This is a genomic window from Patulibacter sp. NPDC049589 (assembly GCF_040675535.1).
Lineage (GTDB): Bacteria > Actinomycetota > Thermoleophilia > Solirubrobacterales > Solirubrobacteraceae > Patulibacter.
Window position 1 is genome coordinate 1 of the sequence record NZ_JBFAPC010000144.1, and the last position, 14,096, is coordinate 14,096.

Here is a 14,096-nt window from a genome sequence, read left to right on the forward strand (position 1 = left end):
GCGGCCTCGACCCGCCGGACGACGGGCCGTCGATCGTGCAACGGCCGACCGCCGCGCGGAGGATTCGCACAGAGCGCGAGGACGGCTCGGACCGGGCCTGACGCCACCCGGCCGACGACGGCCGGATTTGCGCCACGGCCCCGCGTCGCCGACACTGGCGGGGATGAAGTTCTGGCCGGAGATCAGAGGAGCCCAGGAGGCGTTCGACGCCGTGGGCGTCCGGCACGGGCTCCGGCTGCGCGCCGGCGGCGTCTACTCCCCCGAGTACTTCGAGGGCGGAGCGGCCGTCCAGGTCGAGGTCGTCACGGACGACCTCGACCTCGTGATGCTCCACGCCGTCCCCGTCGCGCAGGGCGCGGCGTGGATCGCGGCGCTCACGGACGTGCTCGACGTCCCCGAGGGCCTGCTGCCGCCGCCGTCGACGTGGGTCGCGACGACGGCGCTCGTCGTCGCGCACGACCTCGAGCTGCGCGCGCTCCCGACCGCCGGGGTCTGAGCCCGCCGGCGCCTCAGGTCCGCCGGGCGAACGGCAGGACGTCGGGGTCCAGGCCGATCGTGCGCGCGGCGTCGACGAGCAGGCCCGTCCGCCACGCGGCGATCCGCCGGCGCACGTCCTCGGGCCGCTCGACGACCGGCAGGCGCTCGCCGGAGGTCAGCGTGACCGTCGTGTCGGGGCGCGCCTCGACGGTCTGGATCAGGTCGGGGTTGAGGAGGAACGGCTCGGGCTCGCGCCCGAGCCGGTGCAGCTCGATCATCTGGTCGCCGCCGGGATCAGCGCTTCATGTTGACGACGTCCTGGAGCATCTCGTCCGCCGTGCTGATGACGCGCGAGTTGGCCTGGAAGCCGCGCTGGGCGGAGATCATCGTCGTGAACTCCGACGCGAGGTCGACGTTGCTCATCTCCAGAGCGCCGGCCATCACGGTCCCGTTGCCGTCGGCGCCCGGGGTGCCGGTGATCGGCGTGCCGGAGTTCGACGTCGCCGTCCACGCCGAGCCGCCCGAGCGCTGCATGCCGGCCTGGTTGGCGAAGCGGCTGACCGCGAGGTAGCCGGCCGTCTGCCGGGTGCCGTCGTTCGCGCCGCCGGAGTGGTCGACGTAGGAGACCGCGCCGTCGCCGCCGACCGTGATGTCCGACGCGCCGTTCGGGAGCGTCAGGTAGCTCGGCGCACCGGTGGTGTCCGGTCCGCCGGCCGCCGCGGGCGGGAAGCCCAGGACGTAGAGGCCCTCCTGCGTCGTCAGCTGACCGGCGGCGGTCGTGCTGAACGCGCCGGCGCGGGTGTACGACCACGTCGCGGCCGCCGGCGCGGGGCCGGTCGGGTTGCCGCGGGCGACCGTGAACCAGCCCTCGCCCTGGAGCGCGACGTCGAGCGCGTTGCCGGTCATCTGCGTCGAGCTGGCGCCGACGAGGTTGTCGACGGACGCGACCTTGACGCCGAGGCCGACCTGCAGGCCGTTGGTGCCGGCGGTGTCGGCCGTTCCGCCGGACGCGCCGCGCACCTGCTGCGACAGCGAGTCCGAGAACGTCGCGCGCGACGCCTTGTAGCCGACGGTGTTGACGTTCGCCAGGTTGTTGGCGGTGACGTCGAGGAGGGTCTGGTGCGCCTTCAGACCGCTGATGGCGCTGTACATGCCGCGGATCATGGGGTCACTCCGTGGTGGTGGTGTCGGACCCGTCGCCGGCGGCGACGGAGGGTGAGGTGGTGGAGGTCGAGGTGGTGGAGGTCGCGTCGCCCGCGGCGGCCGCGGGGGCGCCGGAGGGCGATCCCGCGGCGCCGTGCACGGCCGCGACGGCGCCGGGCGAGATGCCGCGCACGCCGCCGATCGTCAGCTGGGGCACGCCGCCGTCGAACGCGACGCTGTCGACGACGCCCGTGCGGGTCGTGCCGTCGGCGCCGACGTAGTCGACCGTCCGGCCCGCGAGCGCGAGCGACTGGGAGACCGCCTGGGCGTTCAGCTGCTGGCCCGCGACGGTGCCGAGGTTCGTCAGCTGCTCGAGCGACGTGAACTGCGCCATCTGCGCGAGGAACGCGGTGTCGTCGACCGGGTTCATCGGGTCCTGGCGCCGCAGCTGCGTCGTCATGAGCTTCAGGAAGTCGTCCTTGCCGAGCGTGCTCGACGTCGCCTTCTGAGTGCTGGACACGCCGCCGCCGGTCAGGGGGGACGTGGTCGGGATCGTGGGCATCGGGTCCTCAGGCGAGCACGTCGACCAGCGTGCCGTCGGGCAGCGCCAGCGTGGTGCGTTGGTCGTTCAGGGGCAGGTCGAGGGTCGCGCGGGTCCCGCGGCCGGGGGCGCCGCCGGGCCGCCCGTCGCCATCCGGGCCGGTGCCGGTCCCGGCTCCGGCCGACCGGTCCCCGCGGTCGTCCCGCGGCGCGCCGTCGGCGGTGGCGGCGGAGTGGTCGACGACCTCGAGCCGCAGGACGGTCGCGCCCTGGCTCTCGAGCTGCCGGCGCAGCTGGTCGGCGGACGCCTGGAGCGCGCGGCCGGCCTCGGCGCCCTCGGCGATCAGCCGGACGTCGAGGCCGCGGGCCGTGTGGCGCAGGTGGACGTCGACGCCACCGAGCGCCTCGGGCCGCAGGGTCAGCCGGGCGGACGTGGCGCCGCGGCGGACGAGCAGGTCCAGCGCGACGGCGACGGTCGGGGTGGCGCGGGCGGCGGCGCCGGCGAGGTCGGAGCGGGACGACGGGGCCGGGGCGGGAGCGGGCGACGGGGCGGCGAGCGGGGCGGCGGCGGTGGACGTCGGGGCGGCCGCCGCCGGGAGGGCCACGGTCTCCCGTGCGGCGGGGGCCGCGGCCGGCGGGGTGCCATCGGGGATCCGCCCCGGGGACGCGGCCGTGGCCGCCGGACCCGTGGTCGTCGCGGTCGCGGTCCCGGGGGCCGGCGCAGGGCCGGACGCCGGGGAGCGGTCGTCGGCCGAGGAGTCCGCCGCGGAGCCGCCGGCGCCGTGCTGGTCCGCGGGCCCGGCCGCGCCGCCGCTGGTCCCGTCGCCCGCGGCGGGCGGGCGGGAGAGGCCCTCGCCGGGGAGGGGCAGGCCGGCGGTGCCGGACGCCGAGGCCTGGGCGGCGGTGTGGCCGGCGGCGGCCTGTGCCGTGCCGTTCGCCGTTCCGGCGGTCGCCTCCGGGCCACCGGCGGGTGCCGCGGCCGCGAGGGGCTCGGAGGGCGCGGACGGGGCGCCGCCACCGACGGTGGTGGCCGCAGCGGCGGCCGGTGCCGGGACCGCGCCGGCCGGGCCCGGCGCCGCCGGCGACGCGACGGCCGAGGCCGGGATCGCTGAAGACGGCGGAGCTTCGCCGGCGGGCACGGCCCCGCCCGCCGGGGAGGCCTGCGCCGGGCTCGCGGTCGCGACGCTGGAGACGTCGGGACCCGCGAGCACGACCGAGCCCGTCACGGGGGGCGCGGCGCCCGGTCCGGGGATCGCGGTCGGATCCGGCACGACGGGCGCGGTGCCCGTGTCGCCGGCCGTGCCGTCGCCCGAGGCTGCGGCGCCGGTGGGCGTCGAGGAGCCGGCGGCCCGATCGGGTCCGGTGGCCGGATCGGACCCGGCGGACCCGGCCGCCGTGGCGTCCCGGGCGTCTCCGGCGGGCCCGGGGGACCGCTCGCGCCCCGCACGCGCGAGGGCCGCGCAGTCCCGCGCCGCGCGTTCCGCGGCACCATCGGCACCCGGGCGCGGTGCGAACGGGCCGGGGCTCCGGCCCGCGTCGTGGCCCACGCCCCGGCCCAGGTCGTGGCCCGCGCTCCGGTCCACGTCGCGGCCCACATCGCGGCTCGCGCCCCGATCGATGTCCCTACCGCCGTCCCGTCCCGCGCCGAGCGCGTCGCCCAGCAGCGCGGCGAACCCGCCGCCGCCGGGGTCCTGCGCACCGCGTGCGGCGGGCACCACGGGCGTCGGCGCCCGCACGGCCGCGCTCGGCGTCAGCCGCGTCGGCGTGCTCACGCGGACGCCCCGCCGAGGATGGTCGCGACGTAGTGCTGCGTCTCCCTGTAGGGCGGGACGCCGCCGAAGCGCTCGACCGCGCCCGGGCCCGCGTTGTAGGCGGCGAGCGCCTTCCGGTAGTCGCCGCCGAAGCGGTCCAGCTGCTGGCGCAGGTAGGTCGCGCCGCCCTCCAGCGACTGCGCCGGATCGGTCGGGTCGGTGACGCCGAGCGTCGCGGCGGTCCCCGGCATCAGCTGGCAGAGCCCACGGGCGCCGGCGGAGCTCCCGGCGTTGGGATCGAAGCCCGACTCCTGCCGGACGAGGTTCGTGAAGACCTGCGGATCGATCCCGTGGCGCTCGGCCGCGGCGCGGATCATCGGCGCGTAGACGCCGCCGTCCCCGCCGCCGGTCGGCACGCCCGCGGGCGCCGCCGCGCCCGCGCCGGTCGTGCCCGGTGCGCCGGTGTTTTTGGTTGTGCCGGCGGACCCCGTCGGGCCGGCGGTCCCGCCGGCGCCCGACGTCCCGGAGAGCAGCGCGGCGAACGACGCCGGCACGGACGCCTCGCCCGTCGCCGACCAGGCCGCGCCGCCGGTCGAGGCGACCGCGGGCGACGACGCGGCCGCGATCGGGATCCGCCCGGTCGCCTGCGCCACGAGCGTCTGCAGCTCGGCCATGCGACCCGCGACCTCCGTGATGCTCACGCGCTCCTCCGGCGGTGCAGGCCGAGGGCGATCTCGTCGAGCGCCGACTGCTCGTGACGCACCGCCTCGGCGCGGTGCTCGTCGGCGCGCCGCTCGCGCAGCCGCTCGAGGACCTCGTGGTCGCGCGCGGCGTCGGCGAGCAACACGCGGCGGGCGTCGGACTCGGTGACGCGGCGGTCGACGTCGAGCATCAGCGCCTCGCGGTCCAGCGCCGCGCGGCCGATCCAGGCCTCCTGTGCCCGCAGCTGCGCACCGGTCACGACGCCGGAGGCCCCGCCGCCGAGGCAGGCCCCGAGGCCGCGCACCGCGGCCCGGGTCCGCTCCTCGGCGACGGCCAGCTCGTCCCGCGCGGACGTCTCCTGCCGCAGCGCGACGGCGAGAGCGCTCTGGGCCTCGGTCTCGCGACGCTCGGAGAGCGCCCGGACGGGCTCGAGGCGGAAGCGGAACGCGGAGGACACGCACCCGTGATCGGCCGGCGCGGCCTCCGGTGGAGCCGCCGAGGACGCGTGTACGACGCGGAGCATCAGACGGCCACCGGCTCGGCCCGATCCGCGGACGCCCGCGCCGCCAGCCCGTGCAGCGCGGCGTCGGCGTCCGCCGCCGTCGAGCGCTCGTCCGGCGCCTGGCGCAGGAACGCCTCGATGCCGTCGCGCATCGCGATCGCGGCGTCGGTCCGAGGGTCCGTGCCCGCCTGGTACGCGCCGATGGCGATCAGGTCCTCGCGGTCCTTGTAGTCCGCCATCAGGCCGCGGACCAAACCGGCGGCGGCGCGGTCCTCGGGCGACGTGACCTCGCCGACCAGGCGCGACACGCTCTGCAGGACGTCGATCGCCGGGTAGTGGCCCCGGTGCGCGAGCTCCCGCGAGAGGACGACGTGGCCGTCGAGGATCGAGCGCACGGCGTCGGCGATCGGCTCGTTCATGTCGTCGCCGTCGACGAGCACGGTGTAGAGCCCGGTGATCGAGCCCGACGGCGCCGTGCCGGAGCGCTCGAGCAGCTTCGGCAGCGCCGCGAAGACGCTCGGCGTGTAGCCGCGGGTGGCGGGCGGCTCGCCGATGGCCAGGCCGACCTCGCGCTGGGCCATCGCGAAGCGCGTGACGGAGTCCATCATCAGGACGACCCGCCGGCCCTGGTCGCGGAAGTGCTCGGCGATCGCGGTCGCCGTATAGGCCGCGCGGATCCGGACGAGCGCCGGCTGGTCGGAGGTGGCGCAGACGACGACGGACCGCTCGAGCGCGTCGCCGAGGTCGCGCTCGACGAACTCCCGGACCTCGCGGCCGCGCTCGCCGACGAGCGCGATGACGTTGATGTCGGCGCTCGAGCTCCGGGCGATCATCCCGAGCAGCGACGACTTGCCGACGCCGGAGCCCGCGAAGATCCCGATCCGCTGGCCGACCCCGCAGGGCACGAGGGCATCCATCGCGCGGACGCCGAGGCCGAGGCGCTCCGTGATGCGCGGGCGGGACAGCGGGTCCGGCGGCGGGGCCAGGGTGGAGCGCGGCGTGCCGGTCGGCGGCGCCATCCCGTCCAGCGGCGCGCCGAGCCCGTCGACGACGCGGCCGAGCAGCGACGGTCCGGTCGCCACCCGGAACGGCTGGCCGGTGCCCGAGACGGTGGTGCCCGGGGCGACGCCGGCCAGCTCGCCGAGCGGCATCAGCAGCGTGCGGCCGGAGCGGAAGCCCACGACCTCGGCCTGCAGCGGCTCGCGGCTGCGGCCGGTGTGGATGTGGCAGACCTCCCCCACCTCGGCCTTCAGCCCGGTCGCCTCGACGACCAGCCCGATGACGTCGACGACGAGCCCGTGGCGCGCGCCGAGGTCGGCGCCGCGCAGCGCGGCCAGGCGGCCGCCGAGCCGGTCGGACGCGGGCCCCGCGCCCGGTGGGTCCCCGAGCCCGTCGGGCGCGGGCGACCACATCACGCGGGCACCTCGCGCAGGACCTCGGCGGCGCGCCGGAGCTTCGCGTCCAGGCGCACGTCGAGCTCCCCGTCGGGGGTCCGGAGCAGCGCCCCGCCGCGGGCGACCCGGCGCTCGGCCTGGACCTCGCAGTGCTCGACGCCGCCGAGGCCCGCGGTGATCGCGCCGATCCGCTCGCGGACGAGCTCGACGTCGTCCGGGTTGACGAGCACGGTGATCCGACGGCGTGCGACGAGCCCGCGCAGCGCGCCGGTGATGACGTCCAGGACGCGCTCGGGCCGGTCGCGGACCGCGCCGGCGACGACCTTCTCGGCGACCGCCATCGCGAGCTCCACGGCCTCGCGCTCCAGCGCGACCGCGAGCTGGTCGCCCTGTGTCATCGCCTCCTGCAGCGCCTCGGCCAGGGCACGGGCGGCGGGCTCCAGCTCGGTCCGCGCCTGCTCCATCCCGGCGGCGTGCCCGGCCTCGAAGCCGTCGCGGCGGGCCTCCTCGCGGATCCGCTCCGCCTCGGCGCGCGCGTCGGCCAGCTCGTCCGCGGGCGAGCGCCGGACGGGGCGGCCCGGACGGGCGTCCGCACCCGCGGGCGGGACCTCGAGCGGCTCGAACGCGAATTCGGCGGGTACCGACGTCGTCGCAGCGCCGTCGACGACGCTCACGGCCGAGGCCGCGCCGATGAACGTGGTGTCCCCGGCCGTCGCGAGCGTGTCCGGCGCCTCCGGCAGCACCGCCGTCGCGGGCAGGAACGCGTCCATCAGACCACGTCCGTTCCGTCGCCGCGGCCGATGACGAGCGCGCCGGACTCCTCGAGCCGGCGGACCGCCGCGACGATGCGGCCCTGCGCCTCCTCCACCACGCGCTTGAGCTGCGGCGGCATGAACTCCATCTCCTCGCGGATGTTCTGCGCGCCGCGCTGCGAGAGGTTGGCCAGCATCCGCTCCTGCACCTCGTCGTCGACGCCGCGCAGGGCGAGCGCGAGGTCGCGCTGGTCGACGTCCCGCAGGACCATCTGGATCGAGCGGTCGTCGAGGCCCGCGACGTCCTCGAAGACGAAGAGCAGCCGGCGGACCTCCTCGGCGACGCCGGCGTCGGTCTCCGACAGCGCGTCGAGCACGTTGCGCTCCGTCGGCCGGTCGGTCTGGTTGAGGATGTCCGCGAGCGCCTGCACGCCGCCGGCGGCCGACGGGTCGGCGGCGACGACGTTGGCGAGCTTGCCGCGCACGACGGCCTCGATCCGCTTGACGACCTCGGGGCTCGTCTCCGTCATCCGGGCGACGCGCAGGGCGATGTCGGCCTGCTCCTCGGGCTCCAGCACCGACAGCACCTGCGCGGCGAGCCGCGCGTGCAGGTTGGCGATCACGAGCGCGCGGGTCTGCGGCGACTCGGCGCGCAGGAACGCGACGACCTGCTCCGGCGGCGTGCGCCGCAGGAACTCGAACGGCCGCTTCTCGATCACCGACGCGAGCCGGCCGATGATCTCCTCCGCGCGGTCGGACCCGAGCGAGCGCTCGAGCACCTCGCGGGCGAACTCGACGCCGCCCTCGGCGAACGAGCGCAGCGCCACGGTCATCGCGTCGGCCTCCTCGAACACGCCCTCGACGTGCTCGGCGGGCACCTGCCCGAGCTTCGCCATCTCGAGCGACAGCGACTCGATCTCCTCGTCGCGCAGGTGGCGGAAGACCTCGGCCGCGCGCTCGGCGCCGAGCGACACGAGCAGGATCGCGGCCTTGCGGCGGCCGGCGATCTTCAGCGCCTTGCGGGCGCCGCCGGCGCCGGGCGGCGACCCGATGCCGCCGGTCGGCGGGACGGCGACGGCCTGCGCGTCGACGGTCTCGAAGCCGTCGTCGAACTCCGCGGTGGTGGTCGCGACGGCCATCTCAGGCGCCCGTCCCGGTCACGGCGGCGGGTTTCCGGGGCATCGTCGGGGCGGCGGGTTGCCGGGGCATCGTCGGGGCGGCGGGACCCGGGGTCCTCAGGTCGCGCATCCCTAGTCCTCCGTCATCCAGTGGCGGACCTGGGTCGCGACGGCGCCCGGGTCCTGGTCGGCGAGGTCCTCCATCCGGGTGCGCGACCCGGGGCGCTCGAGCGCGGGCTGCGCGGCGAGGCGGGCCTGCGCGGCGGCGCGCTCGGCCTCGAGGTCGCGCAGGGACCGCGGCGCCTCGATCTCGGTCAGCCAGACCGGGGACGCCAGCGCCTCCTGCTCCCGGCGGCGCAGGTGCCGGCCGATCAGGACGAAGAAGGCGATCAGGCCGAGCCCGAGCGCGCCCCACTTGAGGTTGCCGAGCAGCCCGGGCGGGATCGCGGGGCCGGCGGCGACGGCGGGCGGCTTGGCGAAGGCCATCCGGGACACCGACAGCTGGTCGCCGCGCGTGGTGTCGATGCCGGCCGCGGCGGAGATCGCGCTCTTGATCGCCGGGATCTGCGCGGCCGGCACGGCGTCGGAGACCATCACCGCGACGCTCTGCTTGGTGACGCCGCCGGCGGCGATCGTGCGGCGGGTGACGGTCTTGTCGACGCCGAACTCGCGGTCGCCGGAGTCCTTCTCGTACTTCGACTTGCCGCCGGTGCTCGTGCCCGCCGACGCGTAGCCGGGGACGTTGCCCGCGGCGCCGGCGGTGCCGCCGGTCGCGCCGGACCCGCCGTCCATCTGCTCCTTCTCCGTCGTCTCCTTGAGCGCGACCGAGCGCTTGCCGTACTTCAGCTGCTCCTGCTGCGCCTGGTCGGCGTCGATGTCGGCGTTGACGCGGACGCGGGCCTTGTCCGCGCCGACGGTCTGGGCGAGGACCGACGTGAGGCTCGCCTCCATCGTGCGCTGGTACTTCAGCGCCGCGGTCTGCTTGGCGAGCTGCGCGCCGCCGGCCGCGCCGCCGTCGCCGGCGGGCCACAGCAGCCGGCCGGAGCCGTCGGTGATCGTCACCTTCTGCGGCTTCAGCGCCTTGACGCTGGAGGCCACCAGGCGGGCGATGCCCTGGACGGCGGCGGGGTCCGGGTCGGTGCTCCCCGTCAGCAGGACGGCGGCGGTGGCCTCGGGAGCGTCCTCGTTGAGCAGCGCGTCGTTCTCGTCGGGCAGGACGAGCTGGACGCTCGCGCCGGAGACCCCCTGGATCTGGCCGATGGTGCGGGCCAGCTCGCCCTCGACCGCGCGCTGGTAGGTCACCTGCTGCTGCATCTGCGACGAGCCCATCTTCTGCTTGTCGAAGAGCTCGAAGCCCGGCTGGACCCCGCCCGCGACGCCGCCGCTCTCGGCCAGCGCGATCCGGGCGGGACCGACGTCCTTCTTGACGACCGCCAGCGCGGTGCCGTTGTTTTGCAGCTCGTACGAGACGCCCTTCTCGTCCAGGGCCGCGGTCATCTTGCCGGTGTCGGCGGGGTCCAGGCCCGAGACGATCGTCGTGTAGCCCGGCGTCGAGGCCAGCGAGAACATCAGGTAGCCGACGACCAGGACGGCGAGGAGCGCGCCGCCGACGGCGATCTTCCCCTTCGTCGACAACGTCTGGAGGACCTTCGGGAGCGGCATCGGGGCGTCCCTAGACCTGCGTGTGGAGGATGTCGTTCATGGCCTCGACGCCCTTGGTGCGCAGCGACGAGGCGAGCTGCATCGCGAGCTTCGCCCGCTCGACGCCCATCACGACGGCCTCGGGGCTCGTGGCGGTCCCGGCGGCGAGCTCCTGGGCGCCCTTGGCGGCCTCGGCCTGCGTCGTCTCCAGGCTCTTGACGGCGTTGGAGAGCGTGGCGCCGAAGCCGCCGCCGTCGGCCCCGGTGACGGCGGCGCCGTCGGGTTGCGGGAGCGGCCCGACGCCCGCGATCGAGGCCTGCGGGCCGAGCACGATGCTCGGGTCGATGGGAGCGATCATCGGAGGAGGTCCAGGCTGCGGGTGAACATCTGCTTGGCGGTCTGCATCGCGGTGACGTTCGCCTCGTAGGCGCGGGACGCCGCGATCAGGTCGACCATCTCGGTGACGGAGTCGACGGCCGGCATCGCGACGTAGCCGTCGGCGTTCGCGTCGGGGTGGCCGGGGTCGTAGACCATCCGCGGCGGGGCGTCGTGCTCGACGATCCCGGCGACCTGGACGCCCTCGGACGCCGTGCCGCCGCGCTGCATCGCGCCGCTGAGGGCGTCGCCGAAGCGCGCGCCGACCGGGGCGCTCTCCAGCACCACCGACTTGCGGCGGTACGGGCCGCCCTCGGCGGTGCGGGTGGTCTGCGCGTTGGCGAGGTTCTCCGCCGTCACGTCCATCTGCGCGCGGCTGGCGGTGAGCGCCGACGCCGAGACGTCCATCGCGCCGAAGATGCCGGTCATCAGCCCTGCCCCGTGATCGCGGTGACCATCGTGTCGATGCGTGCGCGGGCGACCGTGACGAGCGCCTGCTGGTCGAGCGCGTTCTTCGCCAGCTCGGCCGACTCGCGGTCCAGGTCGATCCCGTTGCCGTCCGCGGCGACCGCACCGGTCTCGGTGGTCGGCGAGAAGACGGCGGACGCGGGATCACCGGCGGCCATCGCCTCCTGCAACGCCCCGTGGAAGTCCACGTCGCGTCGCCCGTAGCCGGGAGTGTTGACGTTGGCGAGGTTGCCGGCCAGCAGCTGCTGGCGCATGGAGGCGCCCTCGATCGCGCGCTGGAGCGCGCTCTGGGTGGGGTCGATCAGGCTCACGGGCAGGGTCCGTCGGTTCTCGGTCCGTCCATGGACCGTCGGCAGGGAGTCCCGTCCGTGGGACACCCCCGTCATCGGCCGGGTCCCGGGCGACTTGAGAGTGGTTGCGAAACGGATTCCGGCGGTTGCGAAATGCCCCGGATCCGGGCGAGCGGGCGCGCCGGCCGGTAAGCGGTGATCGGCGACAGCAGCGCCGTGTTCCGACGGCACCGGCTCGGCGACCGCGGTGACGCGACGCGGCGCGGACGGCCCGTGGCGCAGCGGTCCCGCGGCGGTAGCGCCCGCGGAGTGCCGGATGGGCCCCCGCGGGCGCGTCACCCGTCACGGTCGCGGCGGACGTTCGGGAGCAGGATGGACCCATCGTTCGTTGACCCACAGGCCGGGACCCGCAGGTCCCTGCCGCCCCCGCCGAGGACACCACCATGCAGCCCACCGCACATCTCCATCAGGTCCTCCCGACCACCCGGGTGGAGACCGCGGAGGAGCGCCTCGCCCACGACGTCGAGGAACTCATCTCCGCGGTCCAGACCACCGACTCGGCCCTCGACGTCCGCCGGGTCGAGGCCCACGTGGCCGTCGACGAGCGCCGCGTCCGCAGCCTGCGCGCCCTGCCGTGCCACCGCTGCGCCGAGGCCGACGTCCGCTGGTCGCTCGCCGCCGCCTACGACGACCTGGCCGACGCCTACCGCGAGCGCGGCCGCCGCGACCGCAGCGCCTGGGCGGCGACCCGCGCGCTCGAGGAGCGGGACGCGCTGGACCTCGCGGCCTGAGCCGGAGCCTGCTCTCTCGTGCCTGACCCGGGAGGCTGCTCTCCGCCAGCCGGGCTCCGGCGCCGACACCGGCCGTGCCCGGACGGCCGCCGGCCCCCGGGTCGGGCCCGCTCGCCGCGGCGACCGGGCCCCGTCGACGCAGGGATCGGTGGCCGGCCCGCCGGCGACGTGGAACCGCCCGGCCCGACCGGCGCAAGCCACCGGCATCCGTCGCGGACCGCATACTGCCCCGATGCCGCGGTACGCGATCGGGCAGCACGTCGAGCTGCTCCCCACGATCCCCTCCCCCGAGGGCGGCACCATCCCGGGCGGCAGCACCGCGATCGTCCGCGAGATCGACACCACGGGCGAGCGCCCGCTCTACCGCGTGGTCTTCCTCGAGGAGGAGCATCCCGTCGGCGAGCTCGTCTGGCTCGGCGAGAACGACGTGATCGAGGCCTGAGGGCACGCCCGCCCGACGCCGTCGTCGACTTCGGACCTGAGAGGGACGCAACTCGATGCGCCAGGCGGGCGGTCCACCCGCCGTCGACCGCCCCATCGACTTCGGTACCGCGGAGGTACGCAACGCGACGCGCCCCGCAAACCGGCCGCCCGCCCCCGACCGCCCATCGACTTCGGTACCTCAAGGGCACGCAACCCGACGCGCCCGTACCCGCCGCCGTCCTACGCGACGCGCCCCGCCCCGCCCCGTCACCCTCGACCCCGGCACCGGCCGGCCCCGGACCCCGCATAAGGGGTCCATTCGCGCCCCGCCCCGCCAGGTAAGGGGTCGAACCCCCCAGGGGGCACCGATCGCCCGATGTGCAGGACGTCCCGAGGGTCCAGGATCGAGTCGTGCCCTCCGAGCACCAAGCCGCTCCGACCGAAGGGACCATCCCGTGCAACCCGGACTCCTCCACCACCACCTCGTCCCCGCCCTCCAGGCCGAACGCGATGCCCGCTCCCGCGAGCGGCGCGCCGTCGCCCGCCGCCCCGCCGGCGACGCCGTCCTCGCCCGCCCGGCCCTCCGGCTCGTCGAGGAGCCCGTCGCCGCGGCGCCGCGGCACCGTCCCGGCGGCGCGCGATACTGGCGGGGTGTCCTCCACGCGCGTCTCCAGCGCCCGGCTGATCGGGCGCACCGCGGAGCTCGCGACGCTCGAGGCGGCGCTCGCTGACGCGCGCGCCGGCCGCCCCTCGCTCGCCTTCGTGGCGGGCGAGAGCGGCGTCGGCAAGACCCGCCTCGTCGGGGCGTTCGCGGCCACCGTGGCCGCGGCGGGCGTCCCCGTCCTGCGCGGCGAGTGCGTCGCGCTCGGCGAGGGAGAGCTGCCCTACGCCCCCATCGCCGGGGCGCTGCGGCCGCTCGCGCGCCGCGGCCACCCGGTCCTCGCCACGCTGCCGGCGGACGTCCGCCGGCCGCTCGCCGCGCTCGTCCCCGGCCTGGACGTGCTCTCCCCCGACGGCCCGCCCGGCGCCGGCGGGCCCTCCGGCGACGGCGACCGCGCCGTCCTCTTCGAAGCGCTGCTCGCCCTGCTCGACGCGCTCGCGCGGGACGACGGGCTCGTCCTCGTGGTCGAGGACGCCCACTGGGCCGACGCGTCGACGCGCGCGTTCCTGTCGTTCCTCGCCCGCGGCGTCGTCGACGAGCGACTGCTCGTCGTCGCCACGTACCGGCCGGACGAGCTGCACCGCCGCCACCCGCTGCGCCCGCTGCTCGCCGAGCTCGAGGGCCGCGCCGGGTCCCGTCGGATCGACCTGCCCCGCCTGACCCGCGACGAGCTCGGGGACCTGCTGGCCGACGTCCTCGGGGCGCCGGCGGACGTCGGCCTGGTCGACCGGCTGTGGACCCGTGGCGAGGGCAACCCGCTGTTCACCGAGGAGCTGCTCGCCGCCGGCCTCGACGGCCGCGGCGGCCTGCCGCCGACGGTCTCCGGGGCGCTGCGCCTGCGGATCGAGCGCCTCTCCCCCGCCGCCCAGGAGGTCGCGCGCGTCGTCGCCATCGGCCGCGCGGTCGACCACGCGGTGCTGGCGACGGCGGTCGGCCTGCCGGAGCGCGAGATCCACGCGGCGCTGCGCGGCGACTCTTCTACTGCCCCAAGGCCAGCCGCAAGGAGCGCGACGCCGGCTGCGACCGGCTCCCCGTCCGCACGCTGGACCTCTTTCCGCAGAGCCACCG

At 76.6% G+C, this 14,096-nt stretch carries 17 protein-coding genes; 4 read left to right on the forward strand and 13 right to left on the reverse strand.

The genetic code is table 11. The features are described from left to right. Positions 1-163 precede the first annotated feature (163 nt). A complete protein-coding gene (locus AB0L40_RS21380; RefSeq protein ID WP_364359369.1) occupies positions 164-496 on the forward strand; it encodes a hypothetical protein in 333 nt (110 codons plus the stop codon). Positions 497-509: 13 nt separating this feature from the next. Here AB0L40_RS21380 and AB0L40_RS21385 read toward each other — a convergent pair whose 3' ends face one another. The 13 genes from AB0L40_RS21385 to AB0L40_RS21445 form a co-directional block, all read right to left on the reverse strand. Continuing rightward, positions 510-755, reverse strand: a complete 246-nt coding sequence (locus AB0L40_RS21385) for a flagellar FlbD family protein (protein ID WP_364359372.1) — start codon at positions 753-755, stop codon at positions 510-512. Positions 756-771: 16 nt separating this feature from the next. Then, positions 772-1,629 carry a flagellar hook-basal body complex protein gene (locus AB0L40_RS21390; RefSeq protein ID WP_364359374.1) on the reverse strand — a complete coding sequence of 286 codons (858 nt, stop codon included), beginning with the start codon at positions 1,627-1,629 and terminating at the stop codon, positions 772-774. A gap of 16 nt (positions 1,630-1,645) precedes the next feature. Next, entirely contained in the window at positions 1,646-2,182 is a 537-nt protein-coding gene (locus AB0L40_RS21395) for a flagellar hook capping FlgD N-terminal domain-containing protein (RefSeq protein WP_364359377.1), read from the reverse strand. Between the two features lie 7 nt (positions 2,183-2,189). Beyond that, complete coding sequence (locus AB0L40_RS21400; RefSeq protein ID WP_364359380.1) at positions 2,190-3,431, reverse strand: flagellar hook-length control protein FliK; 1,242 nt, start codon at positions 3,429-3,431, stop codon at positions 2,190-2,192. A gap of 497 nt (positions 3,432-3,928) precedes the next feature. Next, entirely contained in the window at positions 3,929-4,612 is a 684-nt protein-coding gene (locus AB0L40_RS21405) for a lytic transglycosylase domain-containing protein (protein ID WP_364359383.1), read from the reverse strand. Further along, the gene (locus AB0L40_RS21410) at positions 4,609-5,070 is read right to left on the reverse strand and encodes a flagellar FliJ family protein (RefSeq protein ID WP_364359386.1); all 462 of its coding nucleotides are present in this window, start codon (positions 5,068-5,070) and stop codon (positions 4,609-4,611) included. Before AB0L40_RS21410 ends, AB0L40_RS21405 begins: the two co-directional genes overlap by 4 nt. Positions 5,071-5,135: 65 nt before the next feature. Then, entirely contained in the window at positions 5,136-6,530 is a 1,395-nt protein-coding gene (locus AB0L40_RS21415; RefSeq protein ID WP_364359389.1) for a FliI/YscN family ATPase, read from the reverse strand. Then, positions 6,527-7,279 (reverse strand): FliH/SctL family protein, encoded by a 753-nt coding sequence (locus tag AB0L40_RS21420; protein WP_364359392.1) that lies wholly within the window; start codon positions 7,277-7,279, stop codon positions 6,527-6,529. Before AB0L40_RS21420 ends, AB0L40_RS21415 begins: the two co-directional genes overlap by 4 nt. Then, the gene (fliG, locus tag AB0L40_RS21425) at positions 7,279-8,400 is read right to left on the reverse strand and encodes a flagellar motor switch protein FliG (protein WP_364359395.1); all 1,122 of its coding nucleotides are present in this window, start codon (positions 8,398-8,400) and stop codon (positions 7,279-7,281) included. The genes AB0L40_RS21420 and fliG overlap by 1 nt, the downstream gene beginning before the upstream one ends. 111 nt (positions 8,401-8,511) lie before the next feature. Beyond that, complete coding sequence (fliF, locus tag AB0L40_RS21430; protein ID WP_364359398.1) at positions 8,512-10,041, reverse strand: flagellar basal-body MS-ring/collar protein FliF; 1,530 nt, start codon at positions 10,039-10,041, stop codon at positions 8,512-8,514. Between the two features lie 10 nt (positions 10,042-10,051). Then, positions 10,052-10,378: a flagellar hook-basal body complex protein FliE gene (locus tag AB0L40_RS21435; protein WP_364359401.1), complete on the reverse strand. Its 327-nt coding sequence runs from the start codon at positions 10,376-10,378 to the stop codon at positions 10,052-10,054. After that, positions 10,375-10,824 carry a flagellar basal body rod protein FlgC gene (gene flgC / locus AB0L40_RS21440; RefSeq protein WP_364359404.1) on the reverse strand — a complete coding sequence of 150 codons (450 nt, stop codon included), beginning with the start codon at positions 10,822-10,824 and terminating at the stop codon, positions 10,375-10,377. Before flgC ends, AB0L40_RS21435 begins: the two co-directional genes overlap by 4 nt. After that, complete coding sequence (locus AB0L40_RS21445; protein ID WP_364359407.1) at positions 10,824-11,174, reverse strand: flagellar basal body rod protein FlgB; 351 nt, start codon at positions 11,172-11,174, stop codon at positions 10,824-10,826. The genes flgC and AB0L40_RS21445 overlap by 1 nt, the downstream gene beginning before the upstream one ends. 422 nt (positions 11,175-11,596) lie before the next feature. Between AB0L40_RS21445 and AB0L40_RS21450 the strand changes: the two genes are divergently transcribed. From AB0L40_RS21450 to AB0L40_RS21460, 3 genes are all read left to right on the forward strand, one after another. After that, complete coding sequence (locus AB0L40_RS21450) at positions 11,597-11,944, forward strand: hypothetical protein (RefSeq protein WP_364359410.1); 348 nt, start codon at positions 11,597-11,599, stop codon at positions 11,942-11,944. A 232-nt stretch (positions 11,945-12,176) separates the two neighbouring features. Next, positions 12,177-12,386: a hypothetical protein gene (locus AB0L40_RS21455; protein ID WP_364359413.1), complete on the forward strand. Its 210-nt coding sequence runs from the start codon at positions 12,177-12,179 to the stop codon at positions 12,384-12,386. Positions 12,387-13,018: 632 nt separating this feature from the next. After that, positions 13,019-14,096 (forward strand): AAA family ATPase (locus tag AB0L40_RS21460; RefSeq protein ID WP_364359416.1); only part of this gene is annotated, 1,078 nt, incomplete at its 3' end.

Excerpts from the sequence above, each read along its gene's own strand:
- AB0L40_RS21380 (WP_364359369.1), top strand. The coding sequence starts at position 164 with ATGAAGTTCTGGCCGGAGATCAGAGGAGCCCAGGAGGCGTTCGACGCC.
- AB0L40_RS21385 (WP_364359372.1), bottom strand. The coding sequence starts at position 755 with ATGATCGAGCTGCACCGGCTCGGGCGCGAGCCCGAGCCGTTCCTCCTC.
- AB0L40_RS21390 (WP_364359374.1), bottom strand. The coding sequence starts at position 1,629 with ATGTACAGCGCCATCAGCGGTCTGAAGGCGCACCAGACCCTCCTCGAC.
- AB0L40_RS21395 (WP_364359377.1), bottom strand. The coding sequence starts at position 2,182 with ATGCCCACGATCCCGACCACGTCCCCCCTGACCGGCGGCGGCGTGTCC.
- AB0L40_RS21420 (WP_364359392.1), bottom strand. The coding sequence starts at position 7,279 with ATGGACGCGTTCCTGCCCGCGACGGCGGTGCTGCCGGAGGCGCCGGAC.
- fliG (WP_364359395.1), bottom strand. The coding sequence starts at position 8,400 with ATGGCCGTCGCGACCACCACCGCGGAGTTCGACGACGGCTTCGAGACC.
- fliF (WP_364359398.1), bottom strand. The coding sequence starts at position 10,041 with ATGCCGCTCCCGAAGGTCCTCCAGACGTTGTCGACGAAGGGGAAGATC.
- AB0L40_RS21435 (WP_364359401.1), bottom strand. The coding sequence starts at position 10,378 with ATGATCGCTCCCATCGACCCGAGCATCGTGCTCGGCCCGCAGGCCTCG.
- flgC (WP_364359404.1), bottom strand. The coding sequence starts at position 10,824 with ATGACCGGCATCTTCGGCGCGATGGACGTCTCGGCGTCGGCGCTCACC.
- AB0L40_RS21450 (WP_364359410.1), top strand. The coding sequence starts at position 11,597 with ATGCAGCCCACCGCACATCTCCATCAGGTCCTCCCGACCACCCGGGTG.
- AB0L40_RS21455 (WP_364359413.1), top strand. The coding sequence starts at position 12,177 with ATGCCGCGGTACGCGATCGGGCAGCACGTCGAGCTGCTCCCCACGATC.